This window comes from Mediterraneibacter hominis (genome assembly GCF_014287475.1).
Classification (GTDB): Bacteria; Bacillota; Clostridia; order Lachnospirales; family Lachnospiraceae; genus Mediterraneibacter; species Mediterraneibacter hominis.
Genome location: NZ_JACOPF010000002.1, coordinates 245,718 through 266,036, shown reverse-complemented (window position 1 = coordinate 266,036; position 20,319 = coordinate 245,718). Strand labels below are relative to the sequence as shown.

Genomic DNA, 20,319 nt, shown 5'->3' with positions numbered 1-20,319 from the left:
GTTTCTTTCAAGCTTTTTTCGTAATTTCCTTTGTATTTTTTTCCACCAGCCTGCGTGGCACCATAATTTGATGTCCGCATCCAATACACTTTAACCTGAAGTCCGCCCCTACCCGCAGAATTTCCCACTCATGGCTTCCGCATGGATGCGGCTTTTTCATTCGGATCACATCTCCGATCTCGTATTTTTCCGGCATTTATTCTCCTCCTACTTCTTCCACCAGCACGCCTTGTACAAGAAAACGCTCATCATCATTTACATTTGTACAAGTAGAAAGACTTACGATTTTTGATTGCGTATTCAATTCCACATCTACTTTATAATTCGATGATTCCTGGCACACTTCCAGATACTTTACATAGTCTTCCTCTGTAGCATAAGTCATATTATAGTTTTCCGCCGTATCCTTTACCACCCCTGCCGAAAACACCTGATAGGTTCTCGTTTTTCCGTCTGGCGTATAAATATAAAAATATGGGTATTCCTTGCAGAAACTTTCCTCTGCATATTCTTCCAGCTTAGAGAACATTTCTCCCCCGCTGTTTAAATGGTGTCCATATATAAAAGTATTTCTGTCCGAAAAGCTGGAATTGCTCCTCATATCCATGAAAATCGCCCCCAGCTTGTTGTCGTTCGCGGAAAACGTCTTTGTAAGATACTCCACATTATCCTTACTCTTCACTACCGGATAGCTGATAATAGAAGGCTCCTCAAACCGTATCCATGCCACTGTATCTGGATTTTCTTTGAGAAGCGCGTCAAAATCTACCGTGAATCCTTCTCCTTTATCATCTGTGATAATTGCCAGTTCCTTAATTTCATCGTATTCTTTTCCCCCCACATAGTAGGGTACCAGCATCATAACAAGCTGATATGCTGAAAATACAAAGACGCAGACTGCCGCCAATAAGACAACTGTAGATACAACGTTGAACGTATTTTTTCTGCCTGCTGTTTTTTTCTTCTGGGCACCTCTTTTTTTTCTCCTGTCCATTTTAGCCATAACTCCTTAAAATCCCAAATTCTCTCCTACTAAAATGACTTTGATTCTCTTTGCAATTCTCGAGAAGCGGGTAACTAATATCTGACAGCAGATACACTGTTCTTTCTTACAATCAAAACAGCTCCCATTTTTTACACAGGGCGTGTCAATCCCGAATCTCTGTGCGTTGACAGGCGCGGCCTCATTCCTGGCTCTGCTCATGGCATCTTGTTCCGTTTTTACAACCTTGTTCATTCCGACTATCAGAAGTACGTTCTTAGGCCCAAACGCGTATGCCGCAATCCGGTTCGCGTTTCCGTCAATATTGATAAGCACTCCGTCCTCACTCATTGCGTTGACACTGCCAAGATAATAATCACATGTAAATGCTTTGAGAGCAATTTCCTGTTTCTCTTCCGGACTTTTAGCTTTGTCCCGGTCATAAAATGTATATTCTGCACTGGACAATGCATCGGTAAGCCCTGTTTCTCTTACAGATTTAGAGCCTCCCATATTGATAGTGCTTCCCTTTGAAATCAATTTCAGCGCCTGACAGACTGCATCTTCCTTTGTTTTTACATAATAAGCCTCCATATTACGGGACTCGAGCGCCTTTACAACTCGTTTCCCCAATGCGTCATTTCTCATCTCTCTGACATCCATTTTTACATTCTCCTTTCCATCCTCTTCTATTCCTCTCCAGTTAAACTCCACTTCTTTTTATCTTACCACATCTTTCTGGCAGGATCTATTTGATTCCTACATTCAGCATCCCTTCTGCCTCGTCCATCTGCTGCAGGATTTCCTGCTGCCGGTTGTCAAACAGAAGCCCTTTGTTATATTTGTAATACTGGTCACAGCCATTTTCTTTGATAAACCATACACTGTAATAGTTCGCATTTAATTCTGTAATAAATGCAACCATTTCCTGGCTTTCCCCAAATGCCGCCTCCATAAAGTCAAAGACATGCGTCAGTATCTCCCCTGTGTGTTCCATAAGACTTTCTCTTTCCTGTGTCTCACGCACAAACATTCGGCGTACTTCGTCAAACGCGGCGTCTCCGATAAACAGCTCTCCTTTTAATTCCCGCGCATATCTTTCCAGCGTGTCAATCACATCTTGGAAAATCTGCTCCTCCTGTCTGGTAAGAAGCTCTGCCTTTTTTTGTCTTTCCATATCTTTCTGCGCCAGATTCTTAACATCCTCCAGCAGCATTGCCGACTGATTATCCCTGTAATAAAGAAGATATTCGTAAAGCTTCGCCACAAATGCATCCATCTTAAAGCACTCTGTGAAAAGACTGCCCAGCTTTCCATTTAACAGACTGACAATACTCAAATGCTCGTCAAAGGCCGCCGCCCTGATTTTCTTTAAAACTTCCTCTGTCCATCTGCCCTCCAGTATTTCCTCTACTTTGTAATCCTTCTTATATTTATAGTAGAGTTCCAGATAATTCGCGAAATCCTTTGCAATCACAGGATACTGGATATATTGAGACACAACGTCCCGGTCTGCCTTTTTCCCCAGATCTTCATATACCTGTATAAGTCTGGCAAGATCCTCCCAGCCTCTCGCTGTCACAAAAAGCTTTCCGTCCACTGTGTTTTCAATCCGGTAAAAGTTTTCTCTGCGAAGCTCCAGATAGGAAATCACTGCGGGATGTATTTCTTCCTTGTACGCATATTCTTTCCAAACCTGAAAATCTGCTTCCACCTCGATTTTTTTCAGACGATCCAAAGTCACCACGTCAAACTCTCTCACCGATTTATTGTATTGCGGCGGATTTCCTGCGGCAACAATGATCCAGCCCTTCGGGACTTCCTGGTTCCCAAAGGTTTTTCCCTGCAAAAACTGCAGCATCATAGGCGCAAGTGTTTCCGATACACAGTTGATCTCATCAATAAACAAAATTCCTTCCTTTATTCCCGTCTTTTCCATCTTCTCATAGACAGAGGCGATAATTTCACTCATTGTATATTCTGTCACCGAAAACTTTTTTCCCTGAAATTCTTTTTCTTTGATAAATGGCAGCCCCACAGCGCTCTGACGTGTATGATGGGTGATCGTGTATGCCACCAGCCCGATTTTCAGTTCCCTGGCTATCTGCTCCATAATCTGGGTTTTTCCGATCCCCGGCGCGCCCATCAGAAGGACAGGGCGCTGCCGCACCGGAGGAATCACATATTCCCCGAACCGATCCTTTTTTAAGTATGCTTCTATAGAATCTTTAATTTCCTGTTTCGCCCGTTTTATATCCATGCTTTTCTCTCCATTCTTCGCCTGTCAATATCAGCTTCATAGCCCATGAGGGCACGTCCGCGTCCTTATATTCTTCCTCCAGGAATACAAATGCCGTCTGATAGGGCGGCATCTTATTCGGATAAATCCCATATCCGTCTGTAAAATAAATCAGCCCTTTTAAATTCTCAAACTCCCCCTGCTCTACCATGCGCGTACAGTACGCAAAAGCCGGCCTGAAATCCGTCCCGCCCTCTCCGAAAAGCTGCAAATGCTCCATGTATTCTTTTAATTCCTCCGAAGAGGTGATCTTTACATCTGACTGTACCTCTTCGTCACACTGTATCATATGCACATTGACTTTTTTAAAGAAGCCGTCTTCTTCTGTCAGCACGCTGTAGGTCTCTTCCAAAAACTTCCGGACAAGAGCTCCGGAACAGGACATGGATGTGTCAATAACAACAGCAAACTCTTTGACTTTTTTGACCTCCTTTGTCTCCTGCGGTTCAATCAGCGGCATGTTGCCGTACAGAGAAAGCCCGTAGCTGTAAAAATGATAATCAAAGGTATCTGGATCGACACCAAGCTCCTCCCGCAAAACAGAAAACTTCCGCAGAAACTCTTTATAATCATACCGTTCCTTGTTCTGTATTTTCAACTGTTCCAGAAAGCTTCCGCTCTTTTCTGACGCCTCTTTGGAAAAGGTCTCCAGATCGGTTTCCATCCTCTCGTCTATTTCCTGCCATTTTTTATTCAGATTCGGATCTGGTCTCTTCTGCGGATTTTGATTTTCCCAGTACCGGTGATCATCTACATAGAACTCACTCTCTAATCTTTCTATGTCCCTTTGTGGAAGCTCCCACTGTCTTAACAACTTGTAAATCCGTTCCGCATGGAGTGTCTTTTTTTCCGCCTCTAGCTTTCGGTACGTTTCTCTTCGCAAAAGACTCCTGGAAAAGCGCACTGCCCTCTGGTCACACCCGTCTATGATATGCTCCGCCGCTATATCGCAGCTTAAATTCCAATATCTGCCATCCATCCCCTGCTTTGTCATATGACGAAAAATACAGTGCAGCACCATATGCAGGTACCCTCTGTTTACTAAAATTCGATTCTGCCGGTACAGTCCTCCCAACTGCGAGGGGTGAAAGTAAATTGTATTCCCGTCTGTCCCAAATGGAGACACACCAGAATCCATGCAATACAGAAAGCTGCTCAAAGCAACATCCATAAACCGCATGCCAAGATACAGCTCATCCCTGGAAGCACGCAGAATCTGGCAGCCAATTTCCTGAAGTCTTCGCTGCGCCTCTTCCCTGTCCTCTGCCGCTATACTTCCTTGACGCTTTTCCATGCGGCCGCCTCCTCTCTGACATATTTATTTTTCATTTTACCTCATATATGCTGGAAGTCAAATACTCTACAGCACAAATTTCTTTTTCTTTTCGGGAAACGATTTATGCTTTTCATTCATTAAAAAGCTTAAAAATTCTGTATTCTGTTGTTCTGCCGCCGTTTTAATTCCCGTTTCCAGCCCTTCCTCCGTCCAGAGTTTCCGCCTGGACATCTCTTTTAATTCTTCCATCTTTTCCTTCTTTACCAGATACACCAGGATGTCCGTCTGTCTGTCCCTTACAAACTGTTCATAGCTTTCACACGCGCTTTTCGTAAGCTCCGCCGGATAACGCAGACGCTTGAAAACCAAATCTGACAGAACGTCTGTCTTGTCCTGTGCCTTTGCGACAGAAAAAAGCTCGTCATATTTGCGGCAGTCTAGTTCTCTGTTATAAAAACACTGCCGGTAATTATTGCCGGAGCCATGATGCTGTGTAAATAAAATCCGCGCCGGAGTATTTTCCACTGCCTCCTCATAATGCTCTGGAAATACAAGCTGTATTTCCTGTCCGTCCGCATGCGTAAATGTGACATCTATTCTCTGCCACAGGTCTCCTAAGATCTCTTTGACACAGGACTTTTCTCCTGCAAGCATATGCACATGCAACTCTTTCAGCCCGCTGCATCCTGTAAATGCTCCGCTCCCTATCTGTGTGAGACTGTCGGAAAATTCTAACTGCCTCAATTTTTTGCAGCCATAAAAAATATAATTTCCGATTTCTTTTAATGTATCAGGCAGCCTCACCTCCTCGATCTCCCAGCCGGCAAGCAGATGTTCCTCCTGTCCAGACAGTACGGCTTCTTCTGATTCGCACAGAAATATATCCTTTTCCTCCCTGTCTTTCCTTGCGGAAAAAGCATAGGCAGAGACCTTCGTCACCGGCATACCGTCTATTGCCTCCGGCACCCGCACGCTTCTGTCCGTTCCAAAGCACCGTACAATCTCGATTTCCTTTCCTTGTATTCTATAATGAATCTTCATGTTGTCCTTCTTTCTACTTTTCCTGTCCTTCACTCCATACTTTTTGTGTAAAACTCTTCTCCCGTTTCCAGGCACAGGCAGCCAAGTCTGCCCCCATGCCTTTTAAACACTGCACCACAGTCTATATCCAGTATCCTTCCATTTGGACTGTGCCAGATACATGCTTTATCCTTCGGGTATCCCCGCAGGATAAATGTGGGAACATGCCCTACAATGGAGATAAAACCCGGGATTCCACTCTGCTTCTCCACGAATTGACTATCCCAAAGACAGATGTCTTTTCTGTTTCTCACGGAAAGAATCCCCTCTGTAGAAGCATGGGCAAGCAGATAGTTCTTCCCGTCTGCTTTTATCTTCTTATAATATGGAAGCCCCTTCATCCACTGCACATATTCTGCAATTTTATTACAACCTGACGGACTTCGGCTTAAAATATCATATGTATTATAATAATATCCGTAGATACCGCCCTTTAAAACACTGTCATACCAGCCTGCAAACGCGTCCTCATGGTTCCCCATCAGTGCAATGATATTTTCCTGCGCCATAACTGTATCAAGAACCCCCGCCGGATCCGGCTCCCGGTCGATCATATCTCCCAGTATATACAGGGTATCACTTGCAGAAAACTGTATCTGATCCAGCATTTCCCATAAAAGCTCTGCCATGCCGTGTATGTCTGACATTACATATGTGCGTCCCATCTTTTTCACCGCCTTGCGCATCTTTCTTTTCTGCTGCTGTAGTTATTATACTGAAATCAGGCTGTAATAACAATTCTTTCATTGCGTTTCCTACAGTTCCTTCAACCACGCTATTTTCCATTTACATTCTTCCAGATAATAATAGAGTTTAAACAGATACTCCATCTCCTCCTCCACAGCACTGCAAAGATACTCCATGACAGGAATTCCACAGTAATATTTCTTCTCTCTGGTAAGGACGCGGATATTCCGAATACTATGTACTTCCTCCCTTTCCTTATATTTGACCAGCTGTGGTATCGGATTTCCGCTACTGGTAAACCACACCCCGCACGCAATGTCTTCTTGTCTGTCTCTTATTTCGCCTGCATCGGGTTTCTGTGTATTGATTCCAATTCCCATGCTCATTTTCGTCTCACGCCTCCTGACATATGATCGATTCTCAGCCCTTTTTCTGTAAATACCGCCCGTTTTACCGCATCTATCCCGTACCTTCTCCGGACTCTGTCTATCGTTTCATCTACCCTCTGTAATTTTTCATAATCTGTCCTGTCAAACATATCTATTTGACGTATCCATTCCCCATTCTGTATCTTCCCTGTATAAATGCCAAGATGCCGGATCGGTTTCCCGTCCCACAGCTCGTCAAACAGCCGGCAGGCATGACAATAGATTTCTTTTGTAATATTTGTCGCATTAGAAAGCGTCCTCTGATGGCTCGCATAATGAAACTCCTGGTCTTTTATTCCGACGGCAATCACTTCTGCCCGTACTTTTGCCTCCCGCAGACGCGCTGCCACTGTCTCTGCAAGAGAAAGAAGCACCAGTTTTGCTTCTGATGCCCTCGTTACATCAAACGGAATCGTTGTAGAATTTCCATATCCTTTGTTTGCAGGAGCATCCGACTGTACAACCGACACATCCATTCCATTTGCAAACGCCCATATAACCTCACCATGCTTTTTTAAATGCCGTTTCAATATTTCCACATCCGTAACCGCCAGCTCCCCGATTGTCCGGATTCCAAGCTGGCAGAGTTTTTTCGCTGTCGCTCCTCCCACGAAAAACAATTCATTCACCGGAAGTCCCCACATTTTTTCTTTTATTTCGTTTTTCCAAAGAGTGTGTATTCTGTCCGGCTTTTGAAAATCCCCTGCCATCTTTGCCAGCAGCTTGTTCTCAGAAATTCCAATGTTCACCGTAAAACCCAATTCTCGTTTTATCTGTCTTCGAAGCTGCTCTGCCGTTTCCATAGGAGAACCCCATAGCCCCTGCGTTCCCGTCATATCTGCAAATGCCTCGTCTATAGAGTACGGTTCCACATTCGGTGTATATTGCCGCAGGACTTCCATAAACGCCGTGGAGCACCGTTCATATAGATTATAATTGGGCGGAACCAGAATCAAAGAGGGGTATTTCCTTTTTGCCTCCAGAATCGTCTCCCCTGTCTTTATGCCATATCTTTTCGCAGGCACCGACTTTGCCAGAATAATTCCGTGGCGCATGGCAATATCTCCGCCTACCGCAGAAATCTCTTCCCGCAGATCCCTTCTGCCTCCCTGGTGGCGCAGACGGTAGACTGCCTCCCAGGATAAAAAGGCCGAATTTACATCCACATGGAAAATTACTCTTTTCAACATTCTCCCTCCCATTTACGTTTTTATTATCTATTTGCATTTATTTTATAGAACATATGTTCTATATTCAAGAAGTAATATTTTCCATTCCGACTCTACGGCCTCAACCATGAAGATTTTCGTGGTTTACGGCGTGTCTGTCCTTGTAAAGAGAGGGTAAAAGATGTTACAATAAAAAATAACAAATCTGAAAGGAGTCATAAAATGTTAGAACAAAAAGATTTAGATGTTTTGAGAGAAATGCTGCGGACAGAACTATCTGCACATATACAAAAAACAGAAAATCTCTTGCTTGATGAAATCGGGCGGACACAAACATATCTGGAGAAACAAATTTGCGATATAAAAAAGAATATAGAAACTCTGGAACAATATTACAGAATTACGAAGCCGGAAAATGATAATACAACCATACTGTTGAAAAGTATTGAAGACATGCAAAAACAACTGACAGAAATTGAAAAGAAAATAGCATAACAAAGAGTGCTGCTCCCTGTTATGCTGTACCGTCTGCAATACCTGTCTATTCTATCTTTCTATTTCTTATTTGTTTCTATTCTCCTCTATTCTGTGCGCAGCGCCGTTACTGGATCGCTCTTTGCCGCCTTTCTGGACGGAATCAGCCCGCCAAGCAGGGTAAGCACCACACTTAACAGGACCAATATCACTGCCGGAACTGCCGGAAGAACCGCGCTGACATCATTTGTTCCTGCCAGGTAATGGATGAGGGCATTTCCAGGAACCAAAAGCAGCAGTGTGATCCCAATTCCTATCAGTCCTGCAAATAACCCGATAATAAAGGTTTCAGCATTAAATACCTGGGAGATATTTCCTTTGGACGCCCCGATTGCCCTTAGAATTCCGATTTCCTTCTTCCTCTCCAATACACTGATGTAGGTGATGACTCCGATCATAATGGAAGAAACAATAAGAGAAATTGCCACAAACGCGATAAGCACATAACTAATAATATCGATAATGTCTGTCACGGACGACATCAGCGCGCCCACCATATCTGTGTAGGTAATCACCTGTTCTTCTTTTCCTTCTTTCTCCATACGGCTGTTATAGTCATCCAGTATTTTTACAACCTCTTCCTTGCTCTCAAAGTCTGTCGGATAAATGTCGATCCCGCTTGGACTGTCAAAATCTACATACCCCAGCTTCTGGAGATTGCCGTCATAAGACGCATCTTCCTTCGAGGCAAAGGACATCATCAGCTCTGTGAGCTCTTCTTCACTCATGTTCATCTCAAACGCATTTGCAAACGCCTCCGCGTCTATACGCAACGCACTGCCCATACTCTCTTGTAATTGCGTACCGACCTGCCCCAGTGCCTGCTGCATCACGCTTTCCATATTTTTACTGATCTGACTGACTACCTGCTGCATAGCCGAAGAAACCGCGCCGGATATCGCCTCAGACAGCGCGTTTGTATATACCCCCATTGCATTCTGCATATAGCTTGCAACTGCTCCGGAAATCTGTCCTTCCAGGCTCTCCATATCCAACATTCCCATCACGCCGTAGGAAAGCGCCGTCTTTCCTTCCGGTGTGTTTAAATACTCCATAAAGTGATCGTCCATCATAGACGGGTCAGGAAAGTTGTTATCAGCCGCATATGTCCCATATCCGTCTGTCAGTTCTTTGGACAGCTTCTCAAGCTGTTCCTGCGTAATCTCTATATCCCCGCTTATCTGAAAGACACTGGAGGTATACTGCGAAAGAATCCTCTGTGCTCCGTCTGTCTGTAAATACTCGGCAAGATACTGCCCTAAGTTCTCCACGTCTCTATATCCTTTGCCGTCTACATATCCCAGATAGCCTGTCAGGACATCTCTCGTCATCTGCTCAAGCTGATCCACAGAAACAGACACATTTCCATTGTTCCGGACGATTGCCGCAATATTGTCCTTTAAAATCTGCTGTGCTTCCTCTGTGCCCAGATACGTTTGGAAAAACTCATTTAACCGGGAATAGTCCGCTTCTGGATGCTGTGCCGCATATGCCTGATAACCTGCCAAAAGACTTGCGGATAAATTTTCCATCCCTTCCTCGGAAACGGTAAGCTCCAGCCCGTCCAGCATATCTCCCAGGCTCATATCCGGCATATCCGGCGTCTGCAGCTGAATATCATCCAAATCTATCATACCAGACATGTTAAGCGCACTGCCGTCCACGACAAACGCATCCGCTATGTTCATGTTGCTCATTCCCTGTGAAAACGCACTCTCATCAAACTGAAACGCATTTTCTAATGCCGCCTCATCCACAGTAAAAAGAGAATTCATATCAAACTCTTCTTCCTCTCCTTCTGTGCCAAACGGTTCGTTTGTAAATACGTCTACATCTGGATTTTCTATCTGCTGCTTTACAATTTCACTTTTCTCTGCCTGCTCTGCCACATGCTTTGTAAGAGATGCCGGATATCCTATGCCTGCGCTTAATGCCACTGCATTCGCATCTTCGGACGGCTGCACCACTCCTACGATTGTGAGATCCTCTCCGTTTTCTACAAGCTGCTTCATATAGTCTTCGTTGTCAGATTTGTCTTTCCATACCTTATATTGACTGTCATATTCATAATAGTCAGAACTATTTACCAGCTTAAACGTAATCCCTACCATATCTTCATAAGAATACGTGCCCATATCCTCGGGGACATGAATCTGTTCTTCATTGATAAACTGCTCAATCATATCCTGGAGCTCTCCCGCGTCGCGCAGTCCCATTGTGTACAGCATAAAGTCGCTGATACTCCCGCCGGAGGTCAGTACCAGAACACATTCATTATAGCTTTCAGGCCACCGTCCTGCCTTTACGTCATACTGCCCTTCGTAGAGCGTCTCATTTTCGGGCATTTCATAAAACACATCTGTACTCATCATGGAGGACATCAAACTGTTTGACGACGTGGAGGAGCCAAGCCCAAGCGCGGAAAAAGTTTTATCAGGGTTTACCTGCCGTATCTCCTCCCCGTCCTGCCGGTAAATCTGCGGCATAGCATTGTAAGAATATTCTACCGCGTTCGTATAGTTTTCAATCCCGCTGTCCGCACTGTCCAAATACTGCTTTAACGATTCCAGGTCATTGGAATCCATTGTAGAAAACATATCCGTAACCATCTGGATCACATGCACGTCGCCGGACTTGTCACTTTCTCCTGCCGTCCCCGTCTCGCCTCCGGTCATCATGCTGGTAAGATCAAAGCCTGTGCTTTGGATCTGAAGCGGATATTCTGACAGTGTATCTTCCTCCACTGACTGGATATAATCGTTGACCCCTGTAGAAAGCGATAGAATCAACGCAATCCCGATAATACCGATAGAGCCTGCGAAAGAAGTCAGAAGAGTCCGCGCTTTCTTTGTACGCAGATTGTTGAAGCTCAAGGACAGCGCCGTAAGAAATGACATAGACGCTTTCCCCATATTTTTGTGTTTCGGCTCCTCTAAGCTCTCTTTCTCCACCTCAAACGCATCTGAGTCCTCCCGTATTTTCCCATCTCTTAATTTTACAATACGGGTGGCATATGAATCTGCCAGCTCTGGATTATGCGTGACCATCACGACAAGGCGGTCTTTTGCCACTTCGCGGAGCAGCTCCATAACCTGAACACTGGTTTCACTGTCCAAGGCTCCTGTAGGTTCATCTGCAAGTACAATATCTGGATCATTTACCAGCGCCCGCGCAATCGCCACGCGCTGCATCTGCCCGCCGGATAACTGGTTCGGTTTCTTATGTACCTGTTCCCCTAAGCCTACCTGTTCAAGCGCCTTTAACGCCCTCTCTCTGCGCTGTGCTTTGCCGATTCCGGAGATTGTCAGCGCCAATTCTACATTTACCAGTATCGTCTGGTGCGGGATCAGATTGTAGCTCTGAAATACAAAGCCGATCGTGTGGTTTCGGTAGGAATCCCAGTCTCTGTCCTTATATTCTTTTGTAGAAATTCCGTTGATAATTAAATCCCCTGTGTCGTAACGATCCAATCCCCCGATAATGTTTAACAGTGTCGTTTTCCCCGAACCACTGGGGCCTAATATAGCGACAAACTCATTGTCCCTTAAGTTTAGGCTCACGTCGTCCAACGCTTTTTGTACCAGCTTCCCTGTCCTGTATTCTTTACATATATGTTTGATTTGAAGCATATGCCTTCCCTTTCTGTAGCGTCGGTGTATAAGGGGCGACACGCCTCAAACCGCGTAATTTCGGCGATTTTCAGCGTTATCCTCAATCGGCGTACATCCAGTACACCTTAATCGTCTGCCTTGAAAAGCACCGACGCTTCTATATTCTCATGTTTTGCATTATAATACCCGCGAAAATGTGAATCAAGGAGATCATAGAATTTTAATATTTCCGCCTTTCCTAAACAGGCTTCTGTGCCCCGTCCAAGCTTCTTTCTCTGCCTTGCGCCATTCTTGAATTTCTTTTCTTATTGTAGTATTCTGTTCATATAGTGTATATGCAGATTTTACAGAAAATTGGCAAAAAGAAAATAGAAAAAGGAGGCGCGGTATGAAAAAAATAATCAAAAACGGCAGGATTGTAACAGATTCCCAAGTGTTTAAAGGGGATATTCTAATAGAAAACGGTATCATTGCGGCGATCGGAGACACCTTATCCGATCCAGATGCCGAGATCATAGACGCCTCTGAAAAATATGTACTCCCAGGCGCCGTCGATGTGCACACGCATATGGATTTGCAGGCGGGCAAATACCGCGCTGTAGATGATTTTTACACTGGTACCGTTGCGGCAGCCTGCGGGGGAACCACCTCTATTGTGGATCATATGGCGTTTGGGCCTAAGGGCTGTAGTCTCTGGCATCAAGTAGAAGAATACCATCGGCTTGCCGACGGTAATGCCGTTGTAGACTATGGCTTTCATGGCGTTATCCAGCATGTCACCCCCTCTGTATTAAAGGAAATGGAAGAAATCTCCGACAACGAAGGAATCACAAGCTTTAAAATCTATATGACCTATGATTTCATGCTAAAGGATGATGAAATTTATCAAGTGCTCAAGAAAGCAAAGGAAGCCGGTATCGTGATTGCCGTACACTGTGAAAATGACGGCGTTCTCAATTACCTTAGAAAAACCTATGTGGAGCAGGGACTGACACAGCCGAAATACCACCCTTTAAGCCGTCCGGCACGCTGCGAGGCAGAGGCGATAAACCGCATGCTGCATCTGGCAGCAATAGCCGGGGGAGCGCCTCTATATATTGTACATTTATCCAGTAAAGAAGGGCTTTTAGAGGTACAAAAAGCAAAGGCCTCCCATCAGAAGCATTTTGCGGTAGAAACCTGTACCCAATATCTTACTTTGACCGATTCTCTCTATCAGGATGACCAGGAAGGATTGAAAGCCATTATGTCCCCTCCTCTGCGTAAAGAGGAAGATACCCAGGCACTATGGCAGGCGTTAAAGGATGATGTCATTGACGTCGTGGCAACCGATCATTGTCCGTTTCTATTTGCAGGAGACAAACAGGCAGGCGCAAAGAATTTTACTGCCTGCCCCAACGGAGCGCCCGGAGTAGAAGAACGTTTACGTGTTCTGTTCTCGGAGGGGGTTATGAAGGGCCGCATTACACTGCCGCAGATGGTAAAGTACCTATGTACAAATCCCTGCCGCATGTATGGCCTGTATCCACAGAAGGGAACACTCCTCCCTGGATCTGATGCCGATATTGTCATACTGGATCCGACGAAAAGCCGGGTTCTGACCCATACAGATATGCATGGAGCATGCGACTACACCTGTTATGAGGGCTGGAAAGTCAAAGGGGATATTGAATTGGTTATGCTCCGGGGAAATGTCATTGTAAAAGACAACCATTTTCTAGGAGAGAAGGGCTGCGGCAATTACTTAAAACGGCAGAAAAGCATACTGGTGTAAGGACATAAATTCCTTACACCAGTTAAAGAGGCCACAGCCCTTAGAATACCGGAAAATGATACAGAAGCAGCAGCCTGTTAAAAATAGTCATTCGGTGTGACAATCACCTGTACATTTTCCAGCTTTTTCAGCACTTTATTTATAGTAGAGCCGCGCACTGCACGCACGAACCAGCTTCGGTTCGTATGTCCAATCAGCAGCTTTGTAATTTGTTTTCTGGCAGAAAAGTTTATCAACTCCTCTGAAACCGATTTTCCTTGTAAGACAAGACATTCTGCTCCCAGGTGTCTGGCAAGCTGAAAGTTTTTCTCCAGCACAGTCCGCGTCACTTCGGTTTCCTTCGCACTAAGCCAATGGGTACAGTCTACATATATCACATAAAAGTCTCCTTTTAGCCTCTGATTTAACCTCGCTCCCTCTCGGATCAGATGCTGACTCTGTTCGCTTGCTTTGATCGCTACCAAGATCCGTTCTGTCGTATGCCAGAAGCTATTAATATTATGCTGCTGTCGATATTCCTCTAAGTCTACATCCACCTGGTCTGCCACCTTGCGCAGCGCCAATTCCCGCAGTGCGTTTAAGTTGCCTAGACGGAAGAAATGCTCCAGTGCTTCCGCCGAATGTCCGTCCGCATAAATCGCCCCTCTTTTTAAACGATTCTGTAGACTCTTAGGCTGAATATCTACAATCACAACCTCATCTGCTTCTTCTAATACCTTATCCGGTAAAATTTCTGTCACATGGATTCCAGTAATCCTTTCCACCAAAAACGTCATACTTTCCAGATGCTGAAGATTCACTGTGGAATAGACATTGATTCCATTTTCCAGGAGTTCTAGTACATCCTCATACCGTTTTTTATGTTTCATTCCTTCCGTATTCGTATGTGCCAGCTCGTCTACTAATACAAGCTGCGGATGTTTTCTGATAATTTCCTCTGTATTCAATTCCTGAAAACAGTGCCCATTATGCCATACATCCAGATATGGCACCTGCGGTATTTCTCCAATCTGCTCCTCTGTCTCCTGTCTGTCATGCGGCTCAAAATACCCAATAACCACATCCCGCCCTCTCTCTTTTAAGCGGTTTGCCTCCTGAAGCATTGTATAGGTTTTTCCTACCCCTGGCGCATATCCAAGAAAAATTTTCAGCTTTCCATATCCTTCTTTTCTGTCCACCGTACTTTACCATTCCTTTATCACATAATTTCAGTGCTATTCTAGCATGGTCTGTATGAAAATCATGTTAAAGTTTTAGCAGATAAGGCTACTATGTCTTATTCTCCGAATCTTTCGGGAAGGAAACTGTCATTCCGGCTGTTTACTTCACATACACAGGTTATTTTTTTCAGATATCGGTCGATATTATTAAAGAATACATTTTTTTCAGATAAACCTAAAATTGTTTACATGAAGGAATATACAATGAATGAATTACTGGCTTTTTCAAACCTGGCAGATATTATCATCCGTTCTTTAAATTATATCGATTCCCGATTAACCGGACACAACAGCCGAGTTACTTATAAAATGATGTTATTGCTGGACAATGTTTCTTTTCCGGAACCTGAAATCTATAAAATCTTATGGACAGTTCTTTTCCATGATATAGGGCTTCTGCGTTTTAGTGGAGAAACAGACGAGATTTTTGAAAAAGAAAACAGCACAAGCTTTTCTCATGCTATATATGGTGCGCTGTTTATGGAACATGTCAGTCCTTTTCCCGAATATGCGGAGCTGATCCGTTATCACCACTCCTCTGTGCCAGAAATAGATTCCGCTGATATGTCTCCGCAGCTAAAATGGGTAACAAAATGTCTCCGCCTTCTGGATGAGGCAGATCTATATTGTATCCGTCATCCTGATATGCCAGGTGCAGAAGTGCTCTCTCATCTGGATACTGCGGCATATGACTCCGAAATTATTAAAGTTGTCCTGCCTGCTCTTAAAAAAGCAGAAAGGACAGACTCTCTTTATATTCATCAGACACTTCTGGAGCATTTAAGCCAGATAAAAACTACCCCTGCGATACAAGAAGCGCTTCTCTGGACTTTAATCAGAATGATCAATCTTCGCAGTCCCTATACCTCTTTGCACTGCGCTGTAATGGTTAAAATCAGCGATTCTCTCGCCTCTTTTTGTAATCTTGGCGACGCGGAATGTTTTGCTGTACACATGGGCGCGCTGCTCCATGACATCGGTAAAATTGCTATCCCCTCTTATATTCTGGATTCTCCCGGCACTCTCTCACCGGAGGACTGGAGCATTATGAAATCCCATGTTGCAATCACAGAGGCTCTTTTAAAAGGCTGTGTCAGTGATAAAATTCTTCAAATCGCCATACGACACCATGAACGTCTGGACGGCACCGGATATCCCAGAGGACTTAGCAAGGCACAGCTTACGTTTCCCCAAAGAATCGTAGCAGTAGCCGACATTACTAGCGCTTTATTTGAAAAACGCAGTTATAAAGAAGCCTTCTCCCTTGAACAAAGCCTTCAGATTTTAAAAAACCTATGCAAGGAAAGAAAAATTTGTCCCTATGTCGCAGATATATTTTTCCGACATGCAGAGGATATTTACAGCGCTGCTTTACATACTTCAGAAGCTACGCGCGCTTTATACCATACATTAACAGAACAATATAATAGCTGTATATCACAGGAGGAATAGAATTTGGAAGAAAAAAAAGAAATTAATATAAAAGCATATATTCATTCTTTATGTGAAGTATTCACACCGGACAATAAACTGTTATTCGCAGGTATAGTGCAGGAGTGCCCCAAAGATGAGACAGCTCGGATTATACATCACAAAGGTGAAGCTCTTCCGCGCAGCACACAGGAAAACAGCACTGTTAAATTGCGTATTCACCCCTCCTCTGGCAGCCGAAATCAGCTTGTAATATATCGTGGAACCGTTATACGTTCCTACTCTACGTATTGGGATATTCAATTAACAGATACACTCTTAGGGATAGAGCACCGCAAGAACTTCCGTCAATATATAAATAAAGAGGCGTTTATTTCCTGCGAATCTAGTTTACAGCCCTGTCTTGTTGCAGATATCAGCTTAACTGGACTCGGTATAAAATGCGGCGCGTATTACGAAGTCGAAAGCGCCTTCATCGTTACTGGACTTTCTCTTAAAGAAGGCGGAGCGCCTTATGAATTTTTTTGTACTGTGCGCCGTCGTCTTCCTGCTGATGAGAACGGCATGTATTTTTATGGATGTAGTTTTACTCTTCCAGATGAACGTACAGAGGATCTCCTGTACCGGGATATTTTGAAGCTTCAGGCTACAGCTTTGAAGAAGCGCAGCCGCTGATGTATTTTATCGAAAGGAGTATGAATATATGCAGACCACGCCTCCCTGGATGTTCTTTGAGGAATTAAATACAAGTGTATATGTAACTGACATAGAGACATACGAATTAGTATATATGAACCGTTATGCGAAAGAACTATATGCTATCCAGTCAGATGAAGAATACAAAAATAAAAAGTGTTATCAAATCCTTTATGATTATCCGTTGCCTTGTTCCTTTTGCAGAAATTCCCAGATTAAAAAAGGAGAATTCTTAGAGTGGGAACATTATAATCCCGTGCTTGGCAATTCCTATTTGCTGAAAGATACAATTTTCACTTTTTCCGGCCGCAATTACCATTTTCACATGGCGTTCGCCCCGCATGTCCAATCGGCTGACTTAGAGGTTCCCAATCCAGAAGCCTTTATTAATCAGTGTTTACTACAAACCTACTCCACAGATGAGCCGGACGAATCTCTTAATATTGTCCTGAATTATATGGGACTTCATCTGAAATGTGACTGTATTTATATCTATGAATACAGCGCCAATATGTTATATGAAACGTATTCCTATACTTCCCCGGAACTGCCGAAGGATTTTAAAACTTTTTTAAGCCAACATCCCGATTACTATAGCTTACATTGGAGTAATTGCAGAGAACCCGTCCTGATTCACGCTGATATGATTACTTCTCATGAAGATCCTGAATTATATGAATTGTTCCAGAAAGTAGGAATAAAAGCACTTCTGCTTGTTCCCATCATACATGCTAAGCATACAGTTGGCCTATTCGTGCTGGAAAATTATACCGTGGATCTACCTGTTATTATTACGTCTATCTGTAGAGTCATGGTTCATTTTATAGCCTATCTCATATCACGGCGGGATTTAAAAGAACGTCTAGAACAGGTCGGATACCATGACAAGCTTACAAATGCATTGAACCGCCATTCCCTTTCCGAATCTATTGAACGAGATCTTTTTATCCGACCGCTTGGTATTGTTTACTGCGATATCGTAAATATGAAAATGCTGAATGATACCCAGGGACACGTCAAGGGAGATGAAGTCCTTATATCCGTATCCAGCATTTTGTTCAATCTTTTTACAGTACAACGCGTATATCGCATTGGAGGAGACGAATTTCTCGCTGTAAGTGAAAATATTACAAAAAAAGAATTTCAGGATAAAGTGCAGCTTCTGCGTCAAAGTTTTAAGCAAAAACATCTTGAGGTTTCCTGTGGGACGTCATGGTCCGATAATGCAGATAAGGCTTTTGCCATTTTGATAGATGAAGCAGACCAAGAAATGTACAAGGACAAGCAGCGGACACATAGAAAGCAGAATAGTAATACTATCGAATCAATGACACTTCAATACTTTATACAAAACTGTTATTTTGACAATGAAACTTTTATTAAGTCTATCACTTCGAGAGAAACTGTCCTGTATTTTTTCGTGGGAGATATGCAGAAAAATCTTTTTTATATATCAGATAATATGAAAGAAGATCTCGGATTTTCTAATAATTTGGTATATGATTTTATTGCACTTTTAGAAAATAAAATAATTGCCGAAGATCGGCAGCGGTATATTGATGAAAGCAGACGTATATTTTCTGAAAAACAAACAGTTTTTAATATTCGTTACCGGATACTCGGAAAACATAACGAAGTTTTTTGGATACATTGCCAGGGAATTCTTAAATGGAAGGACGATAATACAGTTCCTCTCTTTTTCTCAGGAACTATGCAACGGTTAAAGAACGAGTCCTTTATGGATGGTGTCTCCGGCATGCTGAATTTATCCGTCGCGATGGATACGCTCACAACAATGTGTGAGAATCCTCTACCATTTTTGCTGATTGGTTTTTCCCTACGTGACTATGCCCAGATTAATATTCTGCTCGGACATAAAAAAGGAAATGAACTTTTACATCAGATATGCAGTCAGATTGAAATACATTTGGGCAGTGCTTTTCTTTTCTTCCGCCTGACCGGATTATATTTCATGGGTATTACTAGATCGGCGCCTGATTTGGAACAATTAGCTGCTGATTTGAATCGTATTGTCGTGTCTATCTATAAGGAATATAATCTTCACCTAGTATATCCCTGTGCAATCACGTTCGTCCATTATCCTGGCGACGGAAAAACTGCTTCCGATTTGATTGAAGCTGTCTTTACTATTACAAAAAAAGCGAAAAGAGAGCTCAATATCCCATATCTTGAGTATGCTTCTATAAAGGACAGCTTCTCGCAAGATATAATCTTTTCTATACAGCAAGATATTACACACAACTTTAGAAATTTCCGTATTGTAGTACAGCCACAGGTCCGCACGACTACGGGAGAAATCGTTGGAGGAGAGGTACTTTTGCGTTGGAGTTATAAAGGAAAGAACGTTCCTCCCTCTCAGTTTATTCCCTTGCTGGAATCAACCTATCTGATTATTCCTGTAGGAAAATGGGTCATTGAGCAGGCCGTTCTTATATATAAGAAACTGTCAAAAATAAAACCGGACATAAGGCTGTCTATAAATATCAGCTACTTACAAGTTATAGAAAATTCTCTGTTTCCTTTCATCCGGCATACCTTGGATAAGCATAATGTGGCGGGGCATAATTTCGTGATTGAACTAACAGAAACCCACTTCGATAAAATGCCGGAGTACATGGAAAAGTTTATAGAACAGTGCAGAGAGAGCGACATCTCATTCGCGGTAGATGACTTTGGAACAGGCTATTCCAGCCTTCAGTTTCTTCTGAAATATCCTGCCGAATTAGTCAAATTAGATCGCAGTATTATATATGAGACGACCCACTCTCGGAAAAAAGTAGATTTTCTTATGAGTATTATTTACGCATGCCACCGCTTCGATAAAGAAGTCTGCGTAGAAGGTGTCGAAAATATAGGAGAATTCGATATTGTCAAAGCAGCCCAGGCAGATTACATACAAGGCTACTATTTCTATAAGCCGCTGGAAACAGACGATTTCCTTAGTCTTTTCCCCCCCCCCCACACACATCTGGTCCTGACGAAAAATTAGGAGAACTTTCTGGAAATACATAAAAAATCATGAGGAATCCCTTAATATGTGGATTCCTCATGATTTTTTTATTAAGAAGGCGTACCCTTTCGCCCTCCTTTGATTCAGATATGTTTTATGCA

16 protein-coding genes are annotated in these 20,319 nt (G+C 43.4%); 5 read left to right on the top strand and 11 right to left on the bottom strand.

Annotated elements, in window-relative coordinates; genetic code table 11:
• Window positions 1-7: 7 nt before the first annotated feature.
• The 9 genes from H8S37_RS10750 to H8S37_RS10710 all read right to left on the bottom strand — a co-directional run bounded on the left by H8S37_RS10750 (window position 8) and on the right by H8S37_RS10710 (window position 7,942).
• Window positions 8-196 carry a DUF951 domain-containing protein gene (locus H8S37_RS10750; protein WP_186876067.1) on the bottom strand — a complete coding sequence of 63 codons (189 nt, stop codon included), beginning with the start codon at window positions 194-196 and terminating at the stop codon, window positions 8-10.
• Window positions 197-1,003: a class B sortase gene (gene srtB / locus H8S37_RS10745; RefSeq protein WP_186876066.1), complete on the bottom strand. Its 807-nt coding sequence runs from the start codon at window positions 1,001-1,003 to the stop codon at window positions 197-199. It lies immediately after the preceding gene.
• A 6-nt stretch (window positions 1,004-1,009) separates the two neighbouring features.
• Window positions 1,010-1,645, bottom strand: coding sequence for a lactate utilization protein (locus tag H8S37_RS10740; protein ID WP_186876065.1), 636 nt, complete (start codon window positions 1,643-1,645; stop codon window positions 1,010-1,012).
• Between the two features lie 85 nt (window positions 1,646-1,730).
• Complete coding sequence (locus H8S37_RS10735; RefSeq protein WP_186876064.1) at window positions 1,731-3,242, bottom strand: ATP-binding protein; 1,512 nt, start codon at window positions 3,240-3,242, stop codon at window positions 1,731-1,733.
• Window positions 3,211-4,575, bottom strand: a complete 1,365-nt coding sequence (locus H8S37_RS10730; RefSeq protein ID WP_186876063.1) for a vWA domain-containing protein — start codon at window positions 4,573-4,575, stop codon at window positions 3,211-3,213. Before H8S37_RS10730 ends, H8S37_RS10735 begins: the two co-directional genes overlap by 32 nt.
• A 66-nt stretch (window positions 4,576-4,641) precedes the next feature.
• Window positions 4,642-5,598, bottom strand: a complete 957-nt coding sequence (locus H8S37_RS10725) for a leucine-rich repeat domain-containing protein (protein WP_186876062.1) — start codon at window positions 5,596-5,598, stop codon at window positions 4,642-4,644.
• Between the two features lie 29 nt (window positions 5,599-5,627).
• A complete protein-coding gene (locus H8S37_RS10720; protein WP_186876061.1) occupies window positions 5,628-6,302 on the bottom strand; it encodes a metallophosphoesterase in 675 nt (224 codons plus the stop codon).
• 90 nt (window positions 6,303-6,392) lie between these two features.
• Window positions 6,393-6,710: a hypothetical protein gene (locus tag H8S37_RS10715; RefSeq protein WP_186876060.1), complete on the bottom strand. Its 318-nt coding sequence runs from the start codon at window positions 6,708-6,710 to the stop codon at window positions 6,393-6,395.
• A complete protein-coding gene (locus tag H8S37_RS10710) occupies window positions 6,707-7,942 on the bottom strand; it encodes a Y-family DNA polymerase (RefSeq protein ID WP_186876059.1) in 1,236 nt (411 codons plus the stop codon). The genes H8S37_RS10715 and H8S37_RS10710 overlap by 4 nt, the downstream gene beginning before the upstream one ends.
• 201 nt (window positions 7,943-8,143) lie before the next feature.
• On the opposite strand from H8S37_RS10710, the gene H8S37_RS10705 reads away from it, so the two are divergent.
• Window positions 8,144-8,416, top strand: coding sequence for a hypothetical protein (locus H8S37_RS10705; RefSeq protein ID WP_186876058.1), 273 nt, complete (start codon window positions 8,144-8,146; stop codon window positions 8,414-8,416).
• An 86-nt stretch (window positions 8,417-8,502) separates the two neighbouring features.
• Here the strand turns inward: H8S37_RS10705 and H8S37_RS10700 are convergent, their stop codons facing one another.
• Window positions 8,503-12,084 carry an ABC transporter ATP-binding protein/permease gene (locus tag H8S37_RS10700; RefSeq protein WP_186876057.1) on the bottom strand — a complete coding sequence of 1,194 codons (3,582 nt, stop codon included), beginning with the start codon at window positions 12,082-12,084 and terminating at the stop codon, window positions 8,503-8,505.
• A 370-nt stretch (window positions 12,085-12,454) separates the two neighbouring features.
• On the opposite strand from H8S37_RS10700, the gene hydA reads away from it, so the two are divergent.
• Window positions 12,455-13,840: a dihydropyrimidinase gene (gene hydA / locus H8S37_RS10695; RefSeq protein ID WP_186876056.1), complete on the top strand. Its 1,386-nt coding sequence runs from the start codon at window positions 12,455-12,457 to the stop codon at window positions 13,838-13,840.
• Between the two features lie 77 nt (window positions 13,841-13,917).
• Here the strand turns inward: hydA and H8S37_RS10690 are convergent, their stop codons facing one another.
• The gene (locus H8S37_RS10690) at window positions 13,918-15,018 is read right to left on the bottom strand and encodes a universal stress protein (protein WP_330604922.1); all 1,101 of its coding nucleotides are present in this window, start codon (window positions 15,016-15,018) and stop codon (window positions 13,918-13,920) included.
• Window positions 15,019-15,264: 246 nt separating this feature from the next.
• Between H8S37_RS10690 and H8S37_RS10685 the strand changes: the two genes are divergently transcribed.
• The 3 genes from H8S37_RS10685 to H8S37_RS10675 are packed head-to-tail and all read left to right on the top strand — an operon-like array spanning window position 15,265 to window position 20,197.
• Window positions 15,265-16,512, top strand: a complete 1,248-nt coding sequence (locus H8S37_RS10685; protein WP_186876055.1) for an HD domain-containing phosphohydrolase — start codon at window positions 15,265-15,267, stop codon at window positions 16,510-16,512.
• Between the two features lie 3 nt (window positions 16,513-16,515).
• Window positions 16,516-17,166 carry a PilZ domain-containing protein gene (locus H8S37_RS10680; protein WP_186876054.1) on the top strand — a complete coding sequence of 217 codons (651 nt, stop codon included), beginning with the start codon at window positions 16,516-16,518 and terminating at the stop codon, window positions 17,164-17,166.
• A 28-nt stretch (window positions 17,167-17,194) separates the two neighbouring features.
• Window positions 17,195-20,197 (top strand): EAL domain-containing protein, encoded by a 3,003-nt coding sequence (locus H8S37_RS10675; protein ID WP_186876053.1) that lies wholly within the window; start codon window positions 17,195-17,197, stop codon window positions 20,195-20,197.
• Window positions 20,198-20,319 lie beyond the last annotated feature (122 nt).